The following is a 23,299-nucleotide window of genomic DNA, read 5'->3' as shown; positions in this document are numbered from 1 at the left end:
GCGTCGGTTTCAGGCTAACGCACGCCTTGCAGACACGGGCCGTTCGCGGAGGTGAACCCGCGGGGGCGTGTCGGAGAACGGATGCCTCGTCAGCCCGCGTTCGTCTGGAGCCAGGCCAGCGGGTCGACGTAGGTTCCGTTGATCTTGACCTCGAAGTGCAGGTGGTTCGCCGTGGAGCTGCCGGTGCTGCCGACGGCTCCGATGAGCTGACCCGCGGAGACGGACTGCCCCGCCACGACCTGGCGGCTGCCGTACGTCATGTGACCGTACAGGGTCGAGACCTGCTGACCGCCGACGACCGAGTCGATCACGACGGCGACACCGTATCCGTTGTAGCCCTCGGACGAGACGCGCACGACGCCGGAGGCTGCGGCGAAGATCGGGGTGCCGGCGGGCGCCACCATGTCGAAGCCGTTGTGGTTCGGCCGGTTCGCCGGACGGAAGAGGTTGTAAGACGCATAGGTGAAGTTCGATACCGGCCAGCGCACCTCGCCGGAACCGGGGGCCGTCATCGAGAGGTTCATCCGGAACACACCACGGGCCGGCGATGCCGCCGCGGCGGCCGCGGCGGCCTTGGCACGGGCGGCCGCGGCCTCCTCGGCCTTCTTCGTGGCGATCTCGTCGGGGGTGGTGGCGGAGTACGAACCGCGCTCGAGCTGCTCGGACGTGGCGTCCGAGGCGACCACGAGCGACTGCGCGTCGTCGGCGGCGACCTGCTCGAGCGTCACAGCGGCCTCAGCAGGCGAGCGCCACGCGCCGTAGGCGGGGAGGGCGACGGTGGCGATGAGCCCGCCGACCATGGCCAGGATGACCAGGCTGCGAAGCGGACGCACCCTCTCGCGGCGGGCCTTCGGAGCCGACGCGACACGCGTGGCGCGTCCCACCATCGGACGGCGGATCAGCGTGCGGGGCGTGCGCGAGCGTCGAGTGAGACTCGTCTCGTCGTGCTGCGACGCGTTGTCCGCAGGCGATTCGTTCTCTTCAGCCAAACTATCCTCCGGCGCCTCTGCGCCGGGGCGCTGGCTCGTCGGGCACTCGGTGTCGGGGCACATGTGCGGGTTTCACCACGCGGACGACGAGCCGGGGAGGCAATCCGTGCGGGGTCCGTCGGCGGGCTTCTCGCCTGGTGGACACTTCGAGGCTACCCGAAGGTCACGATTCTGTCACGCTGACGCCCTGGCAGAACCCTGGGCATCGGCCCTGCGCCCCGAGCGTCAGCCTCGTGCGTCGACCAGGAAGACGTGTGCGGCGACTTCGACCGGGAGCTCAAGGGCTTCGTCGACGCCGTCCATCTGCACGAGGACATACCCCTCGCTGAACCGGAAATCACCGGTGCCGCCGGGAACCACGCCGGCGGACATGAACTGCTTCAGCAGCTCCGGGTCGACCTGGGCGGGCTCGGCGAGGCGCCTGACCGTCCCCTGGACGGGCCCACCGGTCTCGTTGAGGATCCGGACGAGTCCCACCACGCCCTGGTCGAAGGTGTTCGCCGCGGCATCGCCGAGCTGGTCGAGCCCGGGGATCGGGTTGCCGTACGGGGATTCGGTGGGATGCCCCAGCAGCTCCACGAGGCGCAGCTCCACCTGCTCGCTCATGACGTGCTCCCAGCGGCAGGCCTCTTCATGGACGTAGGCCCAGTCCAGCCCGATCACATCGGAGAGCAGCCGCTCGGCGAGCCGGTGCTTGCGCATGACGTCGACGGCCTTCTGGCGGCCGGAGCCGGTCAGCTCGAGCCTGCGGTCGTCCGAGACGACGACGAGTCCATCGCGCTCCATTCGTCCGACGGTCTGCGAGACCGTGGGACCGGAGTGGCCGAGCCGCTCCGAGATGCGCGCACGCAGCGGGACGATGCCCTCCTCCTCCAGTTCGAGGATCGTACGCAGGTACATCTCGGTGGTGTCGATGAGATCTGTCATGAGTCCTAAGCCGGGGGTCGACGTGCTCCGCAAGCCTACCGGCTGGCCGCGCGCCGGAGGGCGTCACGGAGCGTCACCCGGCGCCGAACGGGCGAGGCGGGCCCGCCTAGAATCGGACCATGGCCCACGTGCTGCTGCCCCGCGAGATCCTGCCCTCCGACGGACGATTCGGGTGCGGCCCGTCGAAGGTCCGCCCCGCTCAGCTGGAGGCCCTCGCCGGCCCCGGCGCGGCACTGCTGGGCACCTCGCACCGCCAGGCGCCGGTCAAGGACCTGGTGGGACGCGTGCGGGCACGCCTGGACGACCTGTTCCGCCTCCCGAACGGGTACGAGATCATCCTCGGCAACGGCGGATCGACCGCCTTCTGGGATGCCGCCGCATTCGGCCTCATCCAGGAGCGGAGCCAGCACCTCGTCTTCGGCGAGTTCGGCGGCAAGTTCGCCGCCGCAGCGAAGGCCCCCTGGCTGCAGGCTCCGGACGTGCGCGAGGTCGCCGCGGGCGGCCGTACGACGGCTGAGCCGGTGGCGGGCGTGGACGTCTACGCCTGGCCGCACAACGAGACCTCCACCGGGGTCTCGGCGCCGATCACCCGCGTCGTCGGCGACCCCGGCGCGCTCACGGTCATCGATGCGACGAGCGCTGCCGGGGGCATCGACTTCTCCGTCGCCGAGGCCGACGTGTACTACTTCGCTCCCCAGAAGAACCTCGGCTCCGACGGCGGGCTCTGGTTCGCCGCCGTCTCTCCCGCGGCCATCGAGCGGATCGAGCGGATCGCCGCATCCGGGCGCTACATCCCGGAGTTCCTCAGTCTCAAGAACGCCGTCGACAACTCGCGGCTCAACCAGACGCTGAACACCCCCGCGCTGACCACCCTCATCCTGCTCGACGAGCAGCTCGACTGGATCGGCAGCAACGGCGGCCTGCAGTGGGCGGACGCCCGCACGCACGAGTCGTCGCAGGCGCTGTACGACTGGGCCGAGGCATCCGCCTTCGCGACGCCGTTCGTCGCCGACCCGGCCGACCGCTCCCCCGTCGTGGTGACCATCGACTTCGACGAGACGGTCGATGCGGCGGCGGTCGCCAAGAGCCTGCGCGCCAACGGGATCGTCGACACCGAGCCGTACCGCAAGCTCGGCCGCAACCAGCTGCGGGTCGCGACCTTCGTGTCGATCGAGCCGGACGACGTGCGCCGGCTCATCGAATGCATCGACTACACGGTCGAGAACCTCTAGGCTCCCTGAGCTCAGCTCTTCGACAGGCTGCGGAGTCGCCTCGAGCGGTCGAAACCGCCCTTCGCGGCAGTTAGAGACGACCGCGCCAGGCGCTTTCGACAGCGCGAGCCACGTAGGCCCGGCCGGGCGTCGTGCACACCTACGCCGCACGCTGCCGGACCACGCGCGGCTCCGCGCCGTCGTTCCCGCGTCCGCGGGACTGATCCCGCTCAGCCCCTAGTAGGACCGGTCGGCTTCGTCCTCGTCGCCCTCTTCGTCGTCGGCTTCTTCGTCGTCGTCGGCTTCGTCGAATTCGAAGGCGTCGGACTCTTCGGCGTCTTCGAACTCACCGGCATCCGTCTGCTCGGCGAACTCGTCGATGTCGACGCCGTCGACGTCTCCGGCGTGCAGGATCGGGGATCCGTCGTTGTCGAAGTCGGCGGCGTCCAGGTCGTCGATGTCGTCGAGGTCGTCGCCGTCCTCGTCCTCGTCGCCTTCGATGCCCTCGACGGCCTCATCGGCGTGTGCGAGCTGCGCGGCCTGGTAGTCGGCGAGGCGGACCGCCCACGGCACCCACTCGGGGGCGAGCAGGGCGCCGTCGCCGGGGAGGAGTTCGACCTCGAGGACCGTGGGGTCCTCGCCCTCGACGCGCGCGACGCTGACCGTCCAGAACCAGCCGGGGTAGCCCGCGAGCCGGTTCTCGAAGCGGAGCGAGACGACCCCGCCCTCTTCCATGGTGTAGCCGGCGGGCGCGCCGACCGTCCATTCGGACGTGATCTCCAGCAGCGCTGCGCGGGCCTGGTCGTGCGCGGCGATGAGACGCTCGTCAGGCTCGCTGACCGGGCGCTCCTCGGGCGCCACGGCATCCCTCTCGCCGGACTCGTCGGGCTGGTGCTCGGCGCGCTCCACCACGGCGCTCTCATCGGGTTCGACGAGAGGCTCAGCGTTCCCCTGCTCAGGCGTCGAGGTCATCCGCGACCTTGCGCAGGACCGCAGCGACCTTCTTCGAATGTGCGCCGCTCGGGTACCGGCCACGGCGGAGATCGCCGCCGATGTCGTCGAGGAGCTTCACGAGGTCTTCGAGGATGATCGCCATGTCGTCGGCGGGCTTGCGCGCGCGCTTGGCGAGGCTGACCGGCGCCTCGAGGACGCGCACCGAGAGGGCCTGGAGACCGCGCTTGCCGTCGGCGACGCCGAACTCGAGCCGGGTGCCCTGTTTGGGTGCCGGGGCTCCGGCGGGCAGGGCCGTGGCGTGCAGGAAGACGTCTTGGCCGTCATCACCCGTGATGAAGCCGAAGCCCTTCTCCTCGTCGTAGAACCTGACCTTGCCGGTGGGCATCGGAACCTCGCTTGAACTCGCAGGGGGGATTGCCCGGCACTGCGCGGGCATGACTCAACGGGGACCTCGGGATCCCGTTCCTCCAGACTACGCCACGAGCGCCACCCGGTAGGCTGATGCGGATGAGCACTCGAACCCCCGGCCCTGACCTCCCGGTGCGCCGGATCGACCGGGTCCTGGCCTTCATGGCACTGGGGCTCACGGTCGCCTCCATCGTCTGCTTCTTCGCGGTCATCCTCGCCCGTCCGGCCGGCGTCACCGACTTCACGCAGGGCATCTGGCCACTTGTCGTGGTCCTGCCGCTGATTGCACTGCCGATCGCCTTCGTGATGATCGTGACGCTGCTCATCATGAGCTTCGTCCGCCGTTCTCGCCTCAACAAGGGGGCGTAGGCCAACCCATGACCACCGACGAGCGCATGCTCGCGACGTGGCTCGCGGCCAGCGATGATGCGGGCCTCGCGCAGACCTTCGCGTTCCGCGGAGTCCCGGCTGCGGCCGCCTGGCACGATGCCTTCGACGCGGCGGCGGCGCTGCTGGACGCGGCATCCATCGATCGCGCACTCGTGCGCCTCCCCCGTCGCTCGCTCGCCGTGCTCGCACGCGGCGAGTCCGACCCCGATCTCGCGCGTCTCGCCCTGACCGATCTCGAAGGCACGCCGTACTCCGCCGTGGAGGCGCGGGTGCGCCATGCGCAGACCCGCAACCCCGACGCCTTCCTCGACGGCACTCCGCCGACGCAGCCGGCCCCCGCGGCCGACGCGCACGAGACGGCGGCTGCTGCCGAACGGGCGTTCACCGCGGCGAGCGCCCTCGCCGACCTCCTCCTCGCCGCTCGGCACGCGCCCCTCGCCCGTACCGGCGCCGGAGCCGTCAGCGCGGTCGACCGCAAGCGCCTGATGGATGCCGGGGCGGTGGACTCCGCGGACGAGCTCGACGATCTGGTGCATGCCGCCCGCGGCGCCGAACTGCTCGCCGCGGCCGAACGCGACTGGGTGGTCACCGAGACGGCCGATCGCTGGCTCGAGGAGGGCACGGCTCAGCGCTGGGCCCGCGTCGCCGAGGGTGTGCGCGAAGCGCTGCCGCGAGGTCTCCGCACCGCCGATGGCGGGTTCGCCCCCGCATCGGAGTGGCAGGCCGCCTATCCCCTCGATTCGGACTGGCCGGCCAGGGCCGCGCAGCTGCAGCGGATCGCCGTGCGCTGGGKCATCATCACCCCGAGCGGCGGCGAACCCCCCTGGGTTCGCACGCTGCGTCGTGGTGGAGAGGCGGATGCCGCGGCACTGTCGGACGTGCTGCCCCCCGAGATCGACCGGGTGTACCTCCAGGCCGACCTCTCGGCGATCGCGCCCGGTCCCCTTGCTCCTGCGCTCGACCTGCGGCTGCGTCGCATCGCGCAGCGCGAATCGCGAGCTCAGGCATCCACCTACCGCTTCTCCGCGGACTCGCTGGTCGCCGGAATGACCGGCGGCGAGACGGCCCAGTCCATCCGGGAGTTCCTCACGAGCCTCTCTCTGACCGGCATCCCGCAACCCCTCGACTACCTCATCGAAACGACGGCCGCACGGCACGGTCTGGTGCGGGTGCGCACCGACCCCGAATCCGGTCGCACCTATGTCGAGTCCGCCAACCCCGCGGTGCGGGATGCGATCGCGGTCGACCAGGGGCTGCGTCCGCTCGGCCTGGTGCGCGACGGCGATGCCCTCACGACTCGGGTGGGACGCGATGCGCTCTACTGGGCCCTCGCCGACGCCCGCTACCCGGTGATCGCGGTCGACGATCTGGGTGCGCCGCAGTCACCGCACCGACGGCCGGCACGCTCCGCGTCGGCGCAGGACGATCCGCCGCTCCAGGCCTACGCAGGGCTGATCGGCCGGCTCCGTGCGGCGCATGAGACGGATTCCGATGCGGCCTGGCTCGGGCGCGAGCTCGACCAGGCGGTGCGCGCTCGCGCAACCATCCAGGTGGCGGTGCGGCTCCCCGACGGCTCGGAGCGAGCCTTCATCCTGGAAGCCACCGGGCTGGGCGGCGGGCGCCTCCGCGGACGCGACAAGGGAGCGGACATCGAGCGGACCCTCCCGGTCTCGAGCATCGTGTCGGTGCGTCCCGCGTGACGGTGTGAGTCCGTCCCGCTGCCCGACGGGTCGGCGGTGACCCGTGCGGTCGAGGGCGCCCAGTAGACTGGGCCCTTATGGCTGACGGTCCCCTCATCGTGCAGAGCGACCGGACGGTGCTGCTCGAAGTAGCCCATCCGGACGCCGAGAGCGCGCGACATGAGCTCGCGATTTTCGCAGAGCTCGAGCGTGCCCCCGAGCACGTGCACACGTACCGGATCACCCGGCTCGGGCTGTGGAACGCCCGGGCGGCCGGGCATGACTCCGAGGACATGCTCGCCACCCTCGACCGCTGGACGCGCTTCCCTGTACCGCCGTCGGTGTCGATCGACATCCGCGAGACGGTCGGCCGATACGGTCGCCTCGTCATCGAGCGCGACGACGAGGGCCGGCTCGTGCTGCGCTCGACGGATGCCGCAGTCCTGGCCGAGGTGTCGAAGAACAAGCGCATCCAGCCCCTGCTGATCGGCCGGCCGAGCCCGGACGCGTTCCTCATCGACGCGTGGGCGCGCGGGCACATCAAGCAGGAGCTGCTGAAGATCGGGTGGCCGGCCGAGGATCTCGCCGGCTACACGCCGGGGACGCCGCATCCGATCGAGCTCGCCGAAGACGGCTGGACCCTCCGCCCTTACCAGCGGCAGGCCGTGGACATCTTCACCCAGGGCGGCTCGGGCGTCGTGGTGCTCCCCTGCGGGGCCGGAAAGACGCTCGTCGGAGCGGCCGCGATGGCCGACACGAAGACGACCACGCTCATCCTCGTGACCAACACCGTGAGCGCCCGGCAGTGGCGCGACGAGCTGCTGCGCCGCACCTCGCTCACCGCGGAGGAGATCGGCGAATACTCCGGCCAGGTCAAAGAGGTCAAGCCCGTCACCATCGCGACGTATCAGATCCTCACCGCCAAGCGGGCCGGCCAGTACGCGCACCTCGCGCTGCTCGACGCCCTCGACTGGGGTCTCATCGTCTATGACGAGGTGCATCTGCTGCCCGCGCCGGTGTTCAAACTCACCGCCGACCTCCAGGCGCGCCGCCGACTCGGCCTGACCGCGACCCTCGTGCGCGAGGACGGCCGCGAGGGCGACGTGTTCAGCCTGATCGGCCCCAAGCGGTTCGATGCGCCGTGGAAGGAGATCGAGGCCCAGGGCTTCATCTCGCCCGCCGCCTGCTACGAGGTGCGCGTTGATCTGCCCGCGGGCGACCGGCTGGAGTATGCCGCGGCTGCGGACGACGAGCGCTACCGCCTTGCCGCCACGGCGCAGGCGAAGATCGGGGTGGTCCGGCGCCTGGTCGCCCGCCACGCCGGCGAGCGGATCCTCGTCATCGGGCAGTATCTCGACCAGATCGACATCCTCGCCGAGGCCCTCGATGCCCCCAAGATCACCGGCGCGACCCCGATCGACGAGCGGGAGACGCTGTACCAGGCCTTCCGCGTCGGCGAGATCTCGCTGCTCGTGGTGTCGAAGGTGGCGAACTTCTCGATCGACCTGCCCGAGGCATCCGTCGCCATCCAGGTCTCCGGATCGTTCGGCTCCCGCCAGGAGGAGGCCCAGCGTCTCGGCCGGCTGCTGCGGCCGAAGGAGTCGGGCAACACGGCGAGCTTCTACACGCTGATCGCCCGTGACACCGTCGACCAGGACTTCGCGCAGAACCGCCAGCGCTTCCTCGCCGAGCAGGGCTACGCGTACACGATCCTCGACGCCGACGGCATCGCGGCGTGATTCAGGGAGCGATCCCTGTCGTCCGCCGGTAGACGTCCACGAGTGCGGCGCGGTCTGTGAACGTCCGCGCGTAGATCGCCTCGAGCTCGGGCGCGAAGCCGCCGTCGGGCAGGAGCTGCGACCCGAGGTAGGCGAACTGCTCGGTGCTGAGGCTGTGCTCGTCACCCCCTGTCGACGACGCGATCTGCGCGAGCACGACGTCGTCGACCGGGATGCGCGCGACCTCGGCCGCGACGAGGCCGTCGACGAAAACGCGCTCGGTGTCGCCCATCCGCGCATAGGAGGCGTGGAGCAGTTCGTGCGCGCCGGTCGTCACCATCTGTTCAGCCCACCGCAGATCAGCCGGACGCAGGATGTAGATGCGTCCGACCGTCTTCGTGCCKCCGAACGTGGTCGCCATGAAGCAGCCCGCGTTGTACCAGCCCTGTTCGACGGGAGGTGCAGGGGCGACGTCGGAGCACGCCTCTTCGATGCCCGCCGCGTCGAGGATCTCAGGCTGCATCTCGAAGAACACGCTGCGTCCCTCGTCAGTGAGGAACATCTGATCGGCGAGCGCGAGGGCGTCCTGCGCCGGTGCGGGCGCCGCGTATCCGCTGACGGTCCGGGACGTCTGGGCGACCCAACCCGCCATGTGGGAGCCCGTCGCGACGTCGGCGAGCACGGCGATCCCGATGATCGCCGCCAGCCAGCCGATCACCCCGGCGCGGCGGTGCCGCGGCGTGCCCGGCACATCGCCCTGGCCGGCCCGCGGCGGCTGCTCGAAGAGTGTCACAGGCGAGAGCCTAGGATGCCTGCGCCACTCACCGGGCCGTGTAGCGCAGGAGGACGAACCCCTCGTCGTCGGTGATGGCGTGTGCGAGCGCGAACGGCCGGTCGGCCTCGGGTGCACCGCGCACGATCCGACCGGCGGATCCGCCGACGAACCGCGGGGCGAGCGTGATGCAGACTTCGTCGACGAGCCCGACGTCGAGCAGGTCGCCGAACAGATGCGGCCCGCCCTCGCAGAGCACCTGCGTCCAGCCGCGTGCGGCGAATGCAGCCAGCATCGCGGGCAGCTCGACGGTCTCCTGGCCGCACTCGATCACGTCGGCTACGGCTGCCAGCGCCCGGCGCCGCGCCACCGGCGCCGCACCCGAAGTCACGATGACCGGACGCCCGACGGCCTCAGTGAAGAACGGCGCATCCGGCTCCAGGTCGAGGTGCCGGCTCACGACCGCGAGCGCGGGCTGAGCAGGCAGGCCCCGGTGCGTCCGCCACGCGCTGTGCTCCGCTCGCACTGTCACACCCCCGTAGCCCTCGGCGCGCACGGTGCCGGCGCCGACGACGATGACATCCGCCATGGTCCGCAGCACCTGCATCAGCGTTCGATCCGTCGCGCCACCCAGCGCGCCGCTTCTGCCGTCCAGGGTCGCGGCGCCATCGGCGCTCTCCACGAAGTTCATCCGCACCCTGGTCTCGGTGCGCGATGGCAGCGCATACGCCTCGAACAGGTCTTCCTGCGAAGGCATCAGTCATTCCCCTCGGGCCGCATGTTGTGCACGAGATAAGCGGGCTCGCGCCAGCCGAGCACCGCCTCCACCATCCGCAGAGCGTCCACCGTCTGACGCACGTTGTGCGTGCGCACGATACGCGCGCCGCTCAGGGCGCAGACGACAGCGGCGGAGATCGAGCCGGCTACACGATCACCGCGGTCGCGCGCCAGGCTCTCGCCGATGAAGTCCTTGTTCGACAGCGCCACCAGCAGCGGCGCGCCGAGGTGCGTCAGCTCCTCGAGGCGCCGGGTGAGTTCGAGCGAGTGCAGCGTGTTCTTGTTCAGGTCATGACCGGGGTCCAGCACGATCCGATCGGCGGGGACTCCACGGTCCAGAGCCCGCTGTCGTCGCTCGGTGAGGAAAGCGGCGACCTCCGTGATGACATCGTCATAGTGCGGCTGCGGGAGCTGGGTGCGCGGCTGGGCGAGGCTGTGCGCGATCACGATCGTCGCGCCGCCCGCGGCCACCACGTCGGCCATCGCGGGCGATCGGAGCCCGGTCGTGTCGTTGATGATGGTCGCTCCCGCCTCGATCGCCGCCTGCGCGACCTCGGGATGGAACGTGTCGACGCTCACGGGTGCCAGCGCCGCGAGTTCACGCACGACGGGGATCACCCGCGCGATCTCGTCCGCGATCGGCAACGCGGGGCCCGGTGCGAACTTCACTCCCCCGACATCGATGAAGTCGGCACCGTCCGCCACTGCGGCAGCTCCCGCCGCGACGGCCGCATCCAGCGCGAACGTCGCCCCGCGATCGTAGAAGGAGTCCGGGGTCCGATTGACGATCGCCATCACCGCGAGGCGGCGCTCCAGGTCGAATCTCAGGCTGCCGACGGCGAGTTCAGTCACCGCGCCAGGATACGGCCGGTTCAACGGGTGAGACTCGCCAGCGGCGTCCCGGCATCCGCGAGGGCCGCGGCATCCACCCGGTCGCCGCTTCGAATCAGGCTCTGGATCGCATCCTGCACGTCCCACACATTGACGTTCATCCCGCCCACCACCCGTCCGTCCAGGGCCCAGAACGCGATGAACTCCCGGGCATCGAGGTCGCCCCGCACGATCAGCTCCGCGCCCGACATGAGCGGAGGGTAGCCGGACAGCTCCATGCCGAGATCGAACTGGTCGGTGTAGAAGTACGGGATCTTGTCGTGCACCGCCGACCGCCCCATCATCCCCCGCGCCGCCACCGGTCCCGCTTCGAGGGCGTTCGCCCAGTGCTCGCTGCGCAGGCGGCGCCCGATGACGGGGTGATGAGCATTGGCCACGTCTCCGGCGGCCCAGACATCCGGCGCGCTCGTGCGCAGGGACGCGTCGGTGAGGATGCCGTTGTCGACATCGAGCCCGGCTGCTTCGGCGAGCGCGGTGTTCGGGATGGCGCCCACCCCGATCAGCACGAGATCGGCCGGCACGGTCTCGCCGTCGACCACGACACCTTCGACGCGGTCTCGGCCATCGATCCGCTGCACCTGGACGCTCGCGCGCAGGTCGACGCCGTGGTGCTCGTGCAGCCGGCGGAACACCCCGCCCATCCGCTCGCCCACCGCCGCGGCGAGCGGCACGGGATCGCGCTCGAGGATCGTCACGTCGTTGCCGAACCCCCGCGCGGTGGCTGCGACCTCCATGCCGATCCACCCCGAGCCGATGAGCACGAGCTTCCGCCCGCCGTCGCGGAGCTTCTCGGCCAAGGCATCAGAGTCGTCCAGCGTGCGCAGCGAGTGGACGCCCTGGAGGTCATGGCCGTCGATCGGCAGCCGACGCGGCGAAGCGCCGGTGGCCAGCAGCAGGGCGTCGTACGACAGGTCTCCATCGCTGGTCGCCACCCGGTGCGCGGCGGCGTCGAGCGCGGTCGCCGTGGTGCCGGTGCGCAGGTCGATGTCGTGCTCGGCGTACCACTCGGCCGGATGGAGGATGACTTCGCCGAGACCTTCCGAGCCCGCGAGGTAGCCCTTCGACAGCGGGGGCCGCTGGTACGGGGGATGCGCCTCCGCGGTGACGACCGTGACGTCGCCGTCCCACCCCTCGTCCCGCAGCGTCTCCGCGGCCTTCCCGGCCGCGAGTCCCCCGCCGACGATCACGATGTGCGCCATGGCTCCTCCTCGATCGCTGCCGCGCTGCGCCTCCGTGCTCCGACGATACGCCTGCTCGGCGGCGCCGATCCGGCGCTCGTTCCAGGATTGAGCCGGACCACTCCGCGCGATATCCAGCAGCGGCATGCGTTACCTCGCCATAATGAGGGCATGACCGCACCGCGCATCCTCGTTGTCGACGACGAGCCGAACATCCGCGACCTGCTCATCACGAGCCTGCGCTTCGCGGGCTATCAGGTCCGGGCCGTCTCCAATGGGGCCCAGACCATCTCAGCCGTTCTCGAGGAAGAACCCGACCTGATCATCCTCGACGTGATGCTGCCCGACATGAACGGGTTCAGCGTGACGAAGCGGCTGCGCGGTGCCGGATACACCGCGCCGATCCTCTTCCTCACGGCGAAGGACGACACCGAGGACAAGATCACCGGCCTGAACGTCGGCGGCGATGACTACGTCACGAAGCCGTTCAGCCTCGACGAGATCGTCGCCCGCATCGCCGCGATCCTGCGTCGCACGATGCAGGCCGACGAGGAGTCGATGATCCGCGCGGGCGAGCTGACGATGGACCAGGACACGCATGACGTCCGCGTCGGCGAGGTGTCGATCGATCTGAGCCCGACCGAGTTCAAGCTGCTGCGCTACCTCATGCTCAACCCGAACCGGGTGCTGTCGAAGGCGCAGATCCTCGATCACGTCTGGGAGTACGACTTCAACGGCGACGCCGGCATCGTCGAGAGCTACATCTCGTACCTGCGCCGCAAGATCGATCCGCATTCCACCGAAGCGCTCATCCAGACCAAGCGCGGCTTCGGCTACATGCTCAAAGCCGGCAAGCCCGCCTGACGCCCGGCCGAGAGGGGGCCGCTCTGGCGACCAAGTCCGATGCGGTCACCCGGTGGTGGCGTGGCACCAGCCTGCGCGCCAAGGTCACCGGGGTCACTGTCGCGCTCCTGGCCGTCGGTCTCGTGGCGGCGGGCATCGGCACGATGCTGTTCCTGCGCAACGCGCTGCTCGCGAACCTGGATGCCCAGCTCGAGTCGCTGGCGCCGACCGATCTGGCCAACGGGCTCTTCGAGGCTCAGATCGACGGCAACCAGGTGACCTTCACGGTGAAAGAGGATGCCGCGGCGACCGACTACTACGTCGCCCTCTACGCACCGACCGGCGAACTGAAGATCTGGACAGGCGGCGACCCGGGTCGCACCCCAGACTTCCCCCCTTCCATCTCACTCGAGCAGACGGCGGCGCGCGGCACCGCCCCGTTCAGCATTCCGAGCGTCGAGGGCGGGTCGGGATTCAGGGCGAGCACCGACTACTACCCGGTCGAGGGCGTCAGCGACCTGTACACGCAGCTCGTCGCCCTGCCGGTCGCCCCGATCAATCAGGTCGTCGCCTCGTTCCTGTCCATCTACGGCATCTTCGCCTTCATCTCGATCGTGGTGGGGGCGCTCATCACGCGCTGGCTGGTGACCCTCACCTTCCGAAGTCTCGGCCAGGTCGAGTCCACCGCGATGTTGATCGCCGCCGGCGACTTCAGCCTGCGCATGACCGACATCGAGCCGACCACCACCGAAGTCGGGCGGCTCAAGACCGCGATCAACGCGATGCTCGGACGAGTGGATGCCGCGATCTCCCAGCGCGACGCCACCGTGCGGCAGATGCGCCGGTTCATCGGCGACGCGAGCCACGAGCTGCGCACCCCGCTGGTCACCGTGCGGGGCTACGCCGAGCTGTATCGCATGGGCGCGATCACGGGCGATGACGACGTCTCGCAGGCCATGGAGCGGATCGAGAAGGAAGCCATGCGCATGGGCGTCCTCGTCGAGGATCTGCTCGCCTTGGCACGCCTCGACGAGCGGCGCGACGTCGTGATCACGCCGGTCGACCTCCGGCCGATCGCCCGGGATGCCGCCATGGACGTGCGCGCGGCATCCCCCCACCGTCCGGTGACGGTCATCGATACGACGATCGCCGAGCTGCCGGCGCCGGCCCCGGATCCAGAGGAGCAGGAGCCCGGCGACAGCCCCGCTCGCGGCCGCCGCACACCGACCAGCCCGTCGGCGATCTCCCGCGCGGGCGCAACCCTCTCGCTCCTGCGCCGCCGACCCCGACCCGTTCCGGCGTCGCAGGCGACGACCTCCGGCGAAGCTCCTCCGATGTCTCCCGTCGATCTCGGACAGGAGCCGGATGCCGCGTCCCTGACCCCGCCGATCGTGCTGGGAGACGAGAACCGCGTCCGGCAGGTGGTCGCGAATCTGCTCGGCAACGCCCGGCGCTTCACGACGACGGATTCTCCGATCGAGCTGCGGGTCGGGGTCGACCCGATCGCGCGCACCGGGTGGATCGAGGTCGTCGACCACGGCGAGGGCGTGCCCGACCAGATCAAGGAGAAGATCTTCCAGCGCTTCTGGCGAGCCGACACCTCACGCGCCCGCGAAACCGGGGGCACGGGTCTCGGCCTGTCGATCGTCTCGTCCATCGTCGAGGCGCTGCACGGCACGGTCGAGGTGGTCGACACGCCGGGCGGCGGCGCGACCTTCCGGGTAGCGCTCCCCCTCGCGCCCGATCCGGCTCAGGCGTCGACGCCGACGGAGCCGCTGCGCATCGGCGAGAACGGCTGATCTCCTCCCCAGCCCGCGCGGTAAAGGCGGTGTCCACCGCGCGTGGACGCGGGCCTCGGGGTGCTGCGCGAGTACCTAGCGTGGACCTCCCCGACACAGAGGAGCCCTCATGGCCACGTTCTCCGTCGACAGCGACGCTGTCTTCTCCGCCTCCGCCGCCGTGCGCGGCACGATCGATCGCCTGGAGGGCGAGACGCACGCGATGCTCTCGCAGCTCACCCAGCTGCAGGCATCCTGGACCGGCGGGGCATCCGTCGCCTTCCTGTCCGTGATCGACCAGTGGCGCGCGACCCAGCGCCAGGTCGAAGACTCGCTCGCCGCGATCAACGGCGCCCTCGGCGTCGCCGCCCGCCAGTACGCAGAAGCCGAGCAGGCCTCGCTCAGTCTGTTCCGCTGACCCGGATCCCCCCGGAAAGGAAGAAGGGCCCCTCCGTAAGGAGGGACCCTTCTTCGTGAATGCCTGTCGGCGCTCTGCGGACTTAGAAGTCCATGCCACCCGACGGGTCGCCGGCCGGAGCCCCGACCTTCTCGGGCTTGTCGGCGACGACGACCTCGGTGGTGAGGAACAGCGCGGCGATCGACGCGGCGTTCTGCAGCGCGGAGCGCGTCACCTTGGCCGGGTCGATGATGCCCTGTGCGAACAGGTCACCGTACTCGCCGGTCGCGGCGTTGAGGCCGTGACCGATCGGCAGGCCCGCGACGGTGTTCGCGACGACGCCGGGCTCGAGACCCGCGTTGAGGGCGATCTGCTTGAGCGGAGCCTCGATCGCGACACGCACGATGTTGGCACCGGTCGCCTCGTCACCGGTCAGCTCGAGGCCCGCGAGGGCCTTCTTGCCGGCCTGGATGAGCGCGACGCCACCACCGGGGACGATGCCCTCCTCGACGGCCGCCTTCGCGTTGCGAACGGCGTCCTCGATGCGGTGCTTGCGCTCCTTGAGCTCGACCTCGGTCGCTGCGCCGGCCTTGATGACGGCAACGCCACCGGCGAGCTTGGCGAGGCGCTCCTGGAGCTTCTCACGGTCGTAGTCGCTGTCGGTGTTCTCGATCTCGCGACGGATCTGGGTCACGCGACCCTCGAGGAGCGCGGGGTCGCCGGCGCCTTCGATGATCGTGGTCTCATCCTTGGTGATGATGACCTTGCGCGCACGGCCGAGCAGGTCGAGGGTCGCGTTCTCGAGCTTGAGACCGACCTCCTCGGTGATGACCTGTCCACCCGTGAGGATCGCGATGTCCTGCAGCTGCGCCTTGCGGCGGTCGCCGAAGCCGGGAGCCTTGACGGMRGCCGACTTGAAGATGYCGCGGATCTTGTTGAGCACGAGAGTCGCAAGCGCCTCGCCCTCGACGTCYTCGGCGATGATGACGAGCTCCTTGCCGTCCTGGATCACCTTGTCGACGATCGGCAGAAGGTCCWTGATGTTCGAGATCTTCTGRTTCGCGATCAGGATGTAYGCGTCCTCGAAGACGGCTTCCTGGCGCTCCGGGTCGGTCACGAAGTAAGGGTTGATGTAGCCCTTGTCGAAGCGCATACCCTCCGTGAGCTCGAGCTCGGTGCCGAAGGTCTGCGACTCCTCGACGGTGACGACGCCTTCCTTGCCCACCTTGTCGATGGCCTCGGCGATCAGCGCGCCGATCTCCGGGTCAGCGGCCGAGATCGAAGCGGTGGCGGCGATCTCCTCCTTGGAGGTGACTTCCTTTGCGCTCGCGAGCAGCTCGGCGGTGATGGCCGCAACGGCCTTCTCGATGCCCTTCTTGAGCGAGATGGGGTCGGCTCCGGCTGCGACGTTGCGCAGGCCTTCGCGAACGAGCGCCTGTGCGAGGACGGTGGCCGTCGTGGTTCCGTCACCGGCGACGTCGTCAGTCTTCTTGGCGACCTCCTTGACGAGCTCCGCGCCGATCTTCTCGTACGGGTCGTCGAGCTCGATCTCCTTGGCGATCGAAACGCCGTCGTTCGTGATCGTGGGGGCGCCCCACTTCTTCTCGAGCACGACGTTGCGGCCGCGGGGGCCCAGTGTCACCTTGACTGCGTCGGCCAGAATGTTCAGGCCGCGCTCGAGGCCACGGCGGGCCTCCTCATCGAAAGCGATGATCTTTGCCATGTGTGTGTCGTCCCTCCCGGACGTAGTGGTCTTTAGCACTCAACAGGAGTGAGTGCTAATCCATTCTGGCACTCGACCCAGGAGAGTGCAAGCCGCGCCGACCTCCGCGCTACACAGTCGGACACACGACGGCACCCCGGGAGCGAAACGCTCGCCGGGGTGCCGGAAGACTGTGCGGTATCGGATGCCGCGGACCGCGGCATCCGATCGTCAGACGACGCGGACCGCCTCCGCCTGCGGACCCTTCTGTCCCGTCCCCACCGTGAACTCGACGACCTGGCCCTCTTCCAGAACGCGGAAGCCGGTCATGTCGATGTTCGAATAGTGGACGAAGACGTCCTGGCCATCTGAGACGGTGATGAAGCCGAAGCCCTTCTCGGCGTTGAACCACTTGACGGTGCCCTTGGTCATGGTGCTCACTCCTGTTTGCTGACAACAGGGCCATCGTATGGTCGGCATTCCGGCCGAATCGGCCGTGTGGTCAACTGTTGACACGCATGCCGCGAAGTGTTTACTCGGCCGAAACACTGCGCCGAGCGGGCTCAGGGAGTGGCGGAGGGACTCGGTGGATTGGCCGTGCGGTCGAGGCCGACCACGACCACGAGCTGCTTCGCCTGGCTCTCGTCGACATCCGCGGTGTTCGGGTCGTCGACCGGCTGGTAGACGTCGCTCTGCGCGACCTCCGCGCCGCCGAGGACATCATCCGCGAGTCCGCGGGCCGCCGCCTCGTCCTCGGGGAACGCGTAATAGACCGTGGTCTGCGCGAAGTCGGTGGAGCCCGCGTCGCTGGGATGCACGGTGTCGGGCGCCCAGCCCGCTTCGACGATCAGATCCTTCGTCCGCGTGGCGAGTCCCTCCTCGGGCGTCGCGTTGAGCACGATGACCGAGTACGAGGTGTCGACGACGCCGGTCACCTCCGGGATCGGAGTGGACGTGGGGGACGGTGTCGGGAAGAGCACGACGCGCCCTGAGGCGATCAGGGTGCCGAAGATGCCGACGCCGACGAGGACGATCGTGGCGAGCACCGCCCACAGCAGCACCACCCAGCCGCGCATCCGGGGATTCTCGGCACGATGTGCGCCGACCCGACCGGCGGCCGCGGGCAGATCGTCGAAGCGATCGCTCGGGTAGCTCGTTTTCGGCACCTGACGATGCTACCCGGCCGCGCTCGGCGACCCGTTACCGGCGCCGTGCACCGGGTGTTCGATCCCGCTCGCGGTGCGCACCGCATCACGCTGCCGGCGCAGGCGCTTGACGAGCATGGGGTCGCGCTCCTGCGCGTCGGTGGTGTCGATCAGGCGGCCGAGGAGCTGGTAGTAGCGGGCGGGCGACAGCTCGAGGTCGGCGCGGATCGCCTCTTCCTTCGCACCCACGTGGCGGCGCCACTCCGCTTCGAAGTCGAGGATCGCTCGATCACGGTCGGTCAGGGGCACTCGCCCACGCTAACCCCGGCTCGTCGATCCATCGGCGCGCCACTCCACGAACGCCCCGAGCGGGTCGACCGCGGCCAGCGGGACTCCATCGCGGCCGAGGACGAACCCGCCCCAGGCGCCGGCATCGATCGGCGGGTGCCATGCCTGATGCAGTCCCGGCGGATCGATCGTGATCCACACGGCAGGCAGCGCTGCGAGCGCGCCGAGCAGTCGCTCGCGCCCGGCGCGCGGGATGTGCGGCAGGACTCCGGGTGTGGTGATCACCAGCGTCGCGTCGCGGGGAGCGAGCGCCGCGACCGAGGCCAGGACGGCCGGGTCGCTCGCGTCCCCCGCCACGAGCAGCGGCGGGTCCGCCGCGACGATGTCGAGCGCCGCCTCGATCCGAGCCTCGCGTCCCTCCTCCCCCGGCCAGACGAGGGTCGTGAGGAACCGACGATCCGCGGGATCCCGCGCGTCGAGCGGTGCGAGGTCGATGCCGGCGCGCCAGACGACCTGCGGCATCCGCAGCGGCGGCGAACCCCGCAGTTCGCTCTCCAGCACGACCGTCGATCGTCCGTCCACGGGGTCGAGCGCCACCGGCGTCGCACCGGCGTAGCAGTAGGAGTAGCGGTCCGGGTAGAGGCACAGGCCGGCGCTCGCGCCGAGCTCGAGCAGTGCGATCGGCCCCTTGATGCTGCTCAGCGCGGGCAGCAACGCGGCGCACCGGAGGGGCTCGTTGGTCTGGAGTCCCCGGCGCGCGCACTCCGCCTCCACCTGCCCGGCGTGGGCCGTGAGCCAGGCCGCCCACGGCGCGAACGGCCCGACCGGCGCGCCGAGCAGACGGGTGACCGCGAAGACGAGCGGTGGCTGCCGACGCGTCTCGGGGATCTGCGCGAGGATGCCGGCGGCCGCGGGATCCGCGGCGACCCCGGTGGCCCACTCCTCGTAGATCGCGGAGCGCCCACGCGCCTCCTCCCGAGCGAAGCGGGCATAGCGCTCGCGGACGGCATCTGCGGCGGTCGCGGCATCCGAATCGCTCGTCACGAGTCCCATTCTGGGTGAACCGGCAGGTACCCGAGGGACAGGGATGCGCGGGGTCGGGTTGAATGGAAGGGCTGGAGGAGAAACCCATGACCTACGAAGTGAACAAGTCCGACGCCGAGTGGCGCGCGCAGCTCGACGCGAATCAGTACGCGGTGCTGCGCGAGGCGGCGACCGAGCGTCCGTGGACCGGGGAGCTCCTCGATGAGCAGCGCGCCGGGCTGTACACCTGTGCCGCCTGCGGCGCTGAGCTGTTCCAGGCCGGCACGAAGTTCGACTCGCACTGCGGGTGGCCGAGCTTCTACGAGTCGATCCGACCCGAGGCCGTCGAGCTCATCGAAGACCGCAGCGTCGGCATGCTCCGCACCGAGGTGCGCTGCGCGGCGTGCGGCTCGCATCTCGGCCACGTCTTCCCCGACGGGGTCGGCACGCCGACCGGCGACCGCTACTGCATGAACTCGATCTCGCTGAAGTTCAGCCCGGAAGAGCAGGCATGACCGTCCCCACGGCCACGGCGCTGGAGGCCGTTCGCGCGCGTCGGTCCTGGTCGAAGGTGACGGATGTCGCCCCCACCCATGCCGAGCTGCTCACTCTCGTCTCGGCCGCGGGACGCGTCGCTGATCACTCGTCGATGCGCCCCTGGCGGCTCATCGAACTGCGCGGCGCTGACCGCGACCGCCTCGGTGCGGCCATCGCCAAGGCGGAGGGCGACAAGAAGCCCTCGACCAAGCCGCTGCGCGCGCCGCTGCTGATCGCCGTCGTCGCGAGCTTCCGCAAGAGCGAGAAGGTGCCGAACTGGGAGCAGGAGGCCGTCGCCTCCGGCGTCGCCCACACGCTCAGCCTGCTGCTGGATGAAGCCGGCTGGGGTGTCATCTGGCGCACCGGCCACTACACGCGCAGCAAGCCGGTCGCGAAGCTGCACGGCCTGGGCAAGGATGAAGTGCTGCTCGGCTGGCTGTACGTCGGCGGCAAGCCGCCGCGGGCCCGCCAGGGCAGGCGCAAGGCCGTGGACGCACGGCACCACATCTCGCGGCTTCCGCAGGCGAAGGCCTGAGGTCGCTCGGCCTATCTCCCGGGCTGCGGCCTTCTCCGTCGCCACGGCGCGGTCGCGACCACGACCGAGCTGAGCGCGACGGTCACGACGAGCACCTCCTGGACGAGCCCCGGACTCGCCGACGCCGGCCAGATGGCGTCCAGCACGACCGACATGAACAGCTGCCCCACGATCGTGCCGAGCGCGAGCAGCAGCACCCCCGTGTAGGCGACGAGTGCCGCGGAGATGAAGATGTAGGCGACGCCGAGCGTGCCGCCGAAGTACAGCCAGGGCTCCGACGGGAACGCCTCCGGCGACCCGACCAGGCCGACGTGGATGAGCGCCGCCACCGCGAGGATCGCCGTCCCGCCGATGAAGTTGACGAGAGTCGCGGTGAGGGGTGTGCCCACGCGCTGCCGCAGCCGGCCATTCGTCGCCTGCTGCCACGCCACGCCGATGCCCGCGACGAACGGCAGCACCAGCATCCAGATCGGCACATCGCCCACACCCGCGCCCGAGAAGGACAGGATCACCGCGGCGAGGGCCAGGGCTCCTCCGGCGACGCGGGGCATCGTGACGGCGACGACCCCGCCCGGACCGAAGCCGGCGCGGTCGAGGAAGAGCCCGCAGACGGTCTGTCCCGCGACGTAGCCCACGGTGAACAGCGAGACGCCGATGACGCCGACCACGATGCCCTGCGTTGCGACGGTGAGGGCGCCGGCGGCGCCGCCCACCAGCATCCACCACGGAATCGTGCGTCCTCGCACACCCTCGACGAGGTTGCGCACTCCGCTCCGACCGACCGGCAGCGCCGCACTGAGCACGACGAGCAGGGCAAGACCCGACCCGAACGAGACGACGGCGGCCACGAAGCCGTCGCCCAGCCGGAGGCCGAGCTGGCCGTTGATCCGTGCCTGGATCGCGGTCAGAACGCCGATGAAACCGGCACCGCCCAGCGCCGCCCACAACGGGACGTGCGCGATCTCACGAGTCCCAGAGCCCACGAGCCGACTACGGGACTTGAACCCGTAACCCCCTAATTACAAGTTAGGTGCGCTACCAATTGCGCCAAGTCGGCAGAGCCACCATTCTATCCGCCCGCCGACTCCGCGAATGTCAGGGGGTCGGCGACGGCGTGGGGCTCGCGGTCTTGTAGTACGAGTCGCTCGCGATCGTCAGGACGAACTGCGAGAACTCGGCGGGGTCGTCCAGGGCACCGGCATACGGGATGCCGTTCACGAGCACCATCGGGGTGCCGGTCAGCGCGACCCCGTCGGTGTCGGGGATCGCCTTGAGTGCGCGATCGGTCGCCGCCTTGGCCCAGGACGCGAAGTCCTCGTCCTCGATGCACGCGCGGACCACCTTCGGCGAGGCGGCACCGGACGCCTGGGCCATGTCCGCGAGCTCGTCGTCGGTGAAACCGGCGGAGTCGAGATCGGGCTGCTTCGCGAGCAAGGTGGTCGTGAATTTGAAGAAGGTCTCCGGCGAGTGGTTGGCGACGCACGCGGCGGCGCTCGCGGCGCGCAGCGAATAGCGCGTTCCGCTCGACTTCGAGGTCAGCATCGCGACGGGGTAGTAGGTCAGCGACGCGGCGCCCTCTGTCACCCAGGACGAGAGTTGCGGCGCATTCGCGGCCTGGAAGTCCTGCGAGCCTGGGGAGAGGTAGTCGACGTAGACGCGGATGTCGACGGCGGCATCGGCCGTCGCGCTCGGGTCCGGCGTAGCCGAATCCACCGGAGCCGCGGTGGCACTCAAGGCTCCGGCATCCGCGTCCGCCATCTCGCCCTGCTCGTCGTCGGGGGCGACGCCCGAGATCGTGGTCACGATCACGCCGTCCGCGGTGACATTGGCGGGGTCGAGCATGGGCTTCGATGCGGCGGAGCCGACCGCCCACGACACCACGACACCGGCGACGACGACTACGGCGACCACGGCGGCGGCGACCGACGCGACCCGGATCTTCCGGGCGCGCGACTGCTTCGCCTGCACCAGCTGCGCCTTCTCACGAACCGCTTCTCGGCGGTCGCTCGGGACGGGAGCGTTCTGCGTGTCGTCGCTCGACATGAAACCTTCTGGGACGGTGGGCCGGTGATCGGCAGGCCGCAGCGGGGATGCGACCGCTCACGATGCTAACCAGGGAGGCTGGGAAATACCCAGACGCCGGCGCACAGGCGGCACTCGGGGCGGACATGACATACTGGGAGGTGCGCCACCGAAGGCGTGCGGGAAGCCCCCGCTCATTCCTCACTACGGATCGTCCGGCACGTACCTGCCGGTGAAGGAGAAGAAAACATGGCGTCAGTCACGTTTGACAACGCAACTCGTCTGTACCCCGGGGGCACGCGTGCCGCCGTCGACAAGCTGAGCCTCGAGGTCGCCGATGGCGAGTTCCTGGTTCTCGTCGGCCCCTCCGGCTGCGGAAAGTCCACCTCGCTGCGCATGCTGGCCGGCCTCGAAGAGGTCAACTCCGGCCGCATCCTGATCGGCGATCGCGATGTCACCGACATCCCGCCGAAGGACCGCGACATCGCGATGGTGTTCCAGAACTACGCGCTGTACCCGCACATGACCGTCGCCGAGAACATGGGCTTCGCCCTGAAGATCGCCGGCGTCGGCAAGGAAGAGCGCGCCGCACGCGTCCTCGAAGCCGCCAAGCTCCTCGACCTCGAGGAGTACCTGACCCGCAAGCCGAAGGCGCTCTCCGGTGGCCAGCGTCAGCGCGTCGCCATGGGCCGCGCGATCGTGCGTCAGCCGCAGGTGTTCCTCATGGACGAGCCGCTGTCGAACCTCGACGCCAAGCTCCGTGTCCAGACGCGTACGCAGATCGCGTCGCTGCAGCGCCGCCTCGGCGTCACGACCGTCTACGTCACCCACGACCAGACCGAGGCCCTCACGATGGGCGACCGCATCGCGGTCCTCAAGGACGGACTCCTCCAGCAGGTCGGCACGCCCCGTGACCTGTACGAGCGCCCGAACAACGTGTTCGTCGCCGGCTTCATCGGCTCCCCCGCCATGAACCTCTTCGCGGCGGACCTCGCCGAGGGCGGCGTTCAGTTCGGCACCGAGGTCGTCCCGCTCGACCGCGACACGGTCGGCCGCGCGAACGGCAGCCAGGTCACCGTCGGCGTCCGCCCCGAGGACATCGTCGTCGGCCCGGCCGACGGCAAGGGCCTCTCCG

25 protein-coding genes and 1 tRNA gene are annotated in these 23,299 nt (G+C 69.9%); 10 read left to right on the top strand and 16 right to left on the bottom strand.

The annotated features are described in order from the left end of the window. Positions 1–89 precede the first annotated feature (89 nt). Complete coding sequence (locus tag AC1DVT_RS06825) at positions 90–989, bottom strand: M23 family metallopeptidase (protein WP_477387619.1); 900 nt, start codon at positions 987–989, stop codon at positions 90–92. A 225-nt stretch (positions 990–1,214) separates the two neighbouring features. Beyond that, positions 1,215–1,916: an iron-dependent transcriptional repressor DtxR gene (locus AC1DVT_RS06820; RefSeq protein ID WP_477387617.1), complete on the bottom strand. Its 702-nt coding sequence runs from the start codon at positions 1,914–1,916 to the stop codon at positions 1,215–1,217. A 119-nt stretch (positions 1,917–2,035) separates the two neighbouring features. Between AC1DVT_RS06820 and serC the strand changes: the two genes are divergently transcribed. Continuing rightward, the gene (gene serC / locus AC1DVT_RS06815) at positions 2,036–3,148 is read left to right on the top strand and encodes a phosphoserine transaminase (RefSeq protein WP_457099317.1); all 1,113 of its coding nucleotides are present in this window, start codon (positions 2,036–2,038) and stop codon (positions 3,146–3,148) included. 216 nt (positions 3,149–3,364) lie between these two features. Here the strand turns inward: serC and AC1DVT_RS06810 are convergent, their stop codons facing one another. After that, a complete protein-coding gene (locus tag AC1DVT_RS06810; protein ID WP_477387615.1) occupies positions 3,365–4,099 on the bottom strand; it encodes a DUF3027 domain-containing protein in 735 nt (244 codons plus the stop codon). Beyond that, complete coding sequence (locus AC1DVT_RS06805) at positions 4,083–4,466, bottom strand: cold-shock protein (RefSeq protein WP_457099315.1); 384 nt, start codon at positions 4,464–4,466, stop codon at positions 4,083–4,085. The genes AC1DVT_RS06810 and AC1DVT_RS06805 overlap by 17 nt, the downstream gene beginning before the upstream one ends. Before the next feature lie 122 nt (positions 4,467–4,588). Between AC1DVT_RS06805 and AC1DVT_RS06800 the strand changes: the two genes are divergently transcribed. From AC1DVT_RS06800 to AC1DVT_RS06790, 3 genes are all read left to right on the top strand, one after another. Further along, complete coding sequence (locus tag AC1DVT_RS06800) at positions 4,589–4,858, top strand: multidrug ABC transporter ATPase (RefSeq protein ID WP_457099314.1); 270 nt, start codon at positions 4,589–4,591, stop codon at positions 4,856–4,858. An 8-nt stretch (positions 4,859–4,866) separates the two neighbouring features. After that, positions 4,867–6,579, top strand: a complete 1,713-nt coding sequence (locus AC1DVT_RS06795; protein WP_477387612.1) for a helicase-associated domain-containing protein — start codon at positions 4,867–4,869, stop codon at positions 6,577–6,579. A gap of 77 nt (positions 6,580–6,656) precedes the next feature. After that, positions 6,657–8,297: a DNA repair helicase XPB gene (locus AC1DVT_RS06790; protein ID WP_457099312.1), complete on the top strand. Its 1,641-nt coding sequence runs from the start codon at positions 6,657–6,659 to the stop codon at positions 8,295–8,297. 1 nt (position 8,298) lies between these two features. Here AC1DVT_RS06790 and AC1DVT_RS06785 read toward each other — a convergent pair whose 3' ends face one another. The 4 genes from AC1DVT_RS06785 to AC1DVT_RS06770 are packed head-to-tail and all read right to left on the bottom strand — an operon-like array spanning position 8,299 to position 11,915. After that, entirely contained in the window at positions 8,299–9,069 is a 771-nt protein-coding gene (locus AC1DVT_RS06785; RefSeq protein ID WP_477387610.1) for a hypothetical protein, read from the bottom strand. Positions 9,070–9,097: 28 nt separating this feature from the next. Further along, a complete protein-coding gene (locus AC1DVT_RS06780; RefSeq protein WP_457099310.1) occupies positions 9,098–9,805 on the bottom strand; it encodes a pyrimidine reductase family protein in 708 nt (235 codons plus the stop codon). Beyond that, the gene (folP, locus tag AC1DVT_RS06775; protein ID WP_477387608.1) at positions 9,805–10,677 is read right to left on the bottom strand and encodes a dihydropteroate synthase; all 873 of its coding nucleotides are present in this window, start codon (positions 10,675–10,677) and stop codon (positions 9,805–9,807) included. The genes AC1DVT_RS06780 and folP overlap by 1 nt, the downstream gene beginning before the upstream one ends. A gap of 20 nt (positions 10,678–10,697) precedes the next feature. Continuing rightward, positions 10,698–11,915 carry an NAD(P)/FAD-dependent oxidoreductase gene (locus tag AC1DVT_RS06770; RefSeq protein ID WP_477387606.1) on the bottom strand — a complete coding sequence of 406 codons (1,218 nt, stop codon included), beginning with the start codon at positions 11,913–11,915 and terminating at the stop codon, positions 10,698–10,700. Positions 11,916–12,065: 150 nt separating this feature from the next. Here AC1DVT_RS06770 and AC1DVT_RS06765 point away from each other — a divergent pair, with 150 nt between their 5' ends. The 3 genes from AC1DVT_RS06765 (at position 12,066) to AC1DVT_RS06755 (ending at position 14,933) form a co-directional block, all read left to right on the top strand. Continuing rightward, positions 12,066–12,758, top strand: coding sequence for a response regulator transcription factor (locus AC1DVT_RS06765; protein WP_457099307.1), 693 nt, complete (start codon positions 12,066–12,068; stop codon positions 12,756–12,758). Positions 12,759–12,901: 143 nt separating this feature from the next. Then, positions 12,902–14,536, top strand: coding sequence for a sensor histidine kinase (locus tag AC1DVT_RS06760; protein WP_477387621.1), 1,635 nt, complete (start codon positions 12,902–12,904; stop codon positions 14,534–14,536). 109 nt (positions 14,537–14,645) lie between these two features. After that, positions 14,646–14,933, top strand: a complete 288-nt coding sequence (locus tag AC1DVT_RS06755) for a WXG100 family type VII secretion target (protein WP_457099306.1) — start codon at positions 14,646–14,648, stop codon at positions 14,931–14,933. Positions 14,934–15,015: 82 nt separating this feature from the next. On the opposite strand, the gene groL is transcribed toward AC1DVT_RS06755, so the two are convergent. The 5 genes from groL to AC1DVT_RS06730 all read right to left on the bottom strand — a co-directional run bounded on the left by groL (position 15,016) and on the right by AC1DVT_RS06730 (position 19,100). Further along, the gene (gene groL, locus AC1DVT_RS06750; protein WP_477387603.1) at positions 15,016–16,635 is read right to left on the bottom strand and encodes a chaperonin GroEL; all 1,620 of its coding nucleotides are present in this window, start codon (positions 16,633–16,635) and stop codon (positions 15,016–15,018) included. A gap of 210 nt (positions 16,636–16,845) precedes the next feature. Beyond that, positions 16,846–17,046, bottom strand: coding sequence for a cold-shock protein (locus tag AC1DVT_RS06745; protein ID WP_477387601.1), 201 nt, complete (start codon positions 17,044–17,046; stop codon positions 16,846–16,848). Positions 17,047–17,177: 131 nt separating this feature from the next. Continuing rightward, positions 17,178–17,780 carry a LytR C-terminal domain-containing protein gene (locus AC1DVT_RS06740; protein WP_477387599.1) on the bottom strand — a complete coding sequence of 201 codons (603 nt, stop codon included), beginning with the start codon at positions 17,778–17,780 and terminating at the stop codon, positions 17,178–17,180. A 9-nt stretch (positions 17,781–17,789) separates the two neighbouring features. After that, entirely contained in the window at positions 17,790–18,068 is a 279-nt protein-coding gene (locus AC1DVT_RS06735) for a DUF3263 domain-containing protein (RefSeq protein ID WP_477387597.1), read from the bottom strand. A 9-nt stretch (positions 18,069–18,077) separates the two neighbouring features. Beyond that, a complete protein-coding gene (locus AC1DVT_RS06730) occupies positions 18,078–19,100 on the bottom strand; it encodes a DUF2332 family protein (RefSeq protein ID WP_477387595.1) in 1,023 nt (340 codons plus the stop codon). 77 nt (positions 19,101–19,177) lie between these two features. On the opposite strand from AC1DVT_RS06730, the gene msrB reads away from it, so the two are divergent. Together msrB and AC1DVT_RS06720 are read left to right on the top strand one after the other, a co-directional pair. Further along, the gene (gene msrB / locus AC1DVT_RS06725) at positions 19,178–19,585 is read left to right on the top strand and encodes a peptide-methionine (R)-S-oxide reductase MsrB (RefSeq protein WP_457099300.1); all 408 of its coding nucleotides are present in this window, start codon (positions 19,178–19,180) and stop codon (positions 19,583–19,585) included. Beyond that, positions 19,582–20,142 carry a nitroreductase family protein gene (locus tag AC1DVT_RS06720; RefSeq protein ID WP_477387593.1) on the top strand — a complete coding sequence of 187 codons (561 nt, stop codon included), beginning with the start codon at positions 19,582–19,584 and terminating at the stop codon, positions 20,140–20,142. The genes msrB and AC1DVT_RS06720 overlap by 4 nt, the downstream gene beginning before the upstream one ends. An 11-nt stretch (positions 20,143–20,153) precedes the next feature. On the opposite strand, the gene AC1DVT_RS06715 is transcribed toward AC1DVT_RS06720, so the two are convergent. From AC1DVT_RS06715 to AC1DVT_RS06705, 3 genes are all read right to left on the bottom strand, one after another. Next, positions 20,154–21,125, bottom strand: coding sequence for a DMT family transporter (locus AC1DVT_RS06715; protein WP_477387591.1), 972 nt, complete (start codon positions 21,123–21,125; stop codon positions 20,154–20,156). Position 21,126: 1 nt separating this feature from the next. Beyond that, positions 21,127–21,199: transfer RNA gene (locus tag AC1DVT_RS06710), tRNA-Thr, on the bottom strand. Between the two features lie 38 nt (positions 21,200–21,237). Next, complete coding sequence (locus AC1DVT_RS06705; RefSeq protein WP_457099297.1) at positions 21,238–22,185, bottom strand: DsbA family protein; 948 nt, start codon at positions 22,183–22,185, stop codon at positions 21,238–21,240. 228 nt (positions 22,186–22,413) lie between these two features. Between AC1DVT_RS06705 and AC1DVT_RS06700 the strand changes: the two genes are divergently transcribed. Next, positions 22,414–23,299 (top strand): ABC transporter ATP-binding protein (locus AC1DVT_RS06700; RefSeq protein ID WP_477387589.1); only part of this gene is annotated, 886 nt, incomplete at its 3' end.

It is taken from the genome of Microbacterium sp. P2_F9 (assembly GCF_056403635.1).
The sequence above is the reverse complement of the archived record's forward strand: the minus strand, read 5'-3'. Positions and strand labels throughout refer to the sequence as shown.

What these genes read in the sequence shown, in the direction of transcription:
- AC1DVT_RS06800 (WP_457099314.1), top strand. Translation starts at nt 4,589, where the DNA reads ATGAGCACTCGAACCCCCGGCCCTGACCTCCCGGTGCGCCGGATCGAC.
- AC1DVT_RS06780 (WP_457099310.1), bottom strand. Translation starts at nt 9,805, where the DNA reads ATGCCTTCGCAGGAAGACCTGTTCGAGGCGTATGCGCTGCCATCGCGC.
- AC1DVT_RS06820 (WP_477387617.1), bottom strand. Translation starts at nt 1,916, where the DNA reads ATGACAGATCTCATCGACACCACCGAGATGTACCTGCGTACGATCCTC.
- AC1DVT_RS06730 (WP_477387595.1), bottom strand. Translation starts at nt 19,100, where the DNA reads ATGGGACTCGTGACGAGCGATTCGGATGCCGCGACCGCCGCAGATGCC.
- msrB (WP_457099300.1), top strand. Translation starts at nt 19,178, where the DNA reads ATGACCTACGAAGTGAACAAGTCCGACGCCGAGTGGCGCGCGCAGCTC.
- AC1DVT_RS06760 (WP_477387621.1), top strand. Translation starts at nt 12,902, where the DNA reads ATGCTGTTCCTGCGCAACGCGCTGCTCGCGAACCTGGATGCCCAGCTC.
- AC1DVT_RS06765 (WP_457099307.1), top strand. Translation starts at nt 12,066, where the DNA reads ATGACCGCACCGCGCATCCTCGTTGTCGACGACGAGCCGAACATCCGC.
- AC1DVT_RS06805 (WP_457099315.1), bottom strand. Translation starts at nt 4,466, where the DNA reads ATGCCCACCGGCAAGGTCAGGTTCTACGACGAGGAGAAGGGCTTCGGC.
- AC1DVT_RS06770 (WP_477387606.1), bottom strand. Translation starts at nt 11,915, where the DNA reads ATGGCGCACATCGTGATCGTCGGCGGGGGACTCGCGGCCGGGAAGGCC.
- AC1DVT_RS06705 (WP_457099297.1), bottom strand. Translation starts at nt 22,185, where the DNA reads ATGTCGAGCGACGACACGCAGAACGCTCCCGTCCCGAGCGACCGCCGA.
- AC1DVT_RS06790 (WP_457099312.1), top strand. Translation starts at nt 6,657, where the DNA reads ATGGCTGACGGTCCCCTCATCGTGCAGAGCGACCGGACGGTGCTGCTC.
- AC1DVT_RS06755 (WP_457099306.1), top strand. Translation starts at nt 14,646, where the DNA reads ATGGCCACGTTCTCCGTCGACAGCGACGCTGTCTTCTCCGCCTCCGCC.
- AC1DVT_RS06720 (WP_477387593.1), top strand. Translation starts at nt 19,582, where the DNA reads ATGACCGTCCCCACGGCCACGGCGCTGGAGGCCGTTCGCGCGCGTCGG.
- AC1DVT_RS06810 (WP_477387615.1), bottom strand. Translation starts at nt 4,099, where the DNA reads ATGACCTCGACGCCTGAGCAGGGGAACGCTGAGCCTCTCGTCGAACCC.
- AC1DVT_RS06745 (WP_477387601.1), bottom strand. Translation starts at nt 17,046, where the DNA reads ATGACCAAGGGCACCGTCAAGTGGTTCAACGCCGAGAAGGGCTTCGGC.
- serC (WP_457099317.1), top strand. Translation starts at nt 2,036, where the DNA reads ATGGCCCACGTGCTGCTGCCCCGCGAGATCCTGCCCTCCGACGGACGA.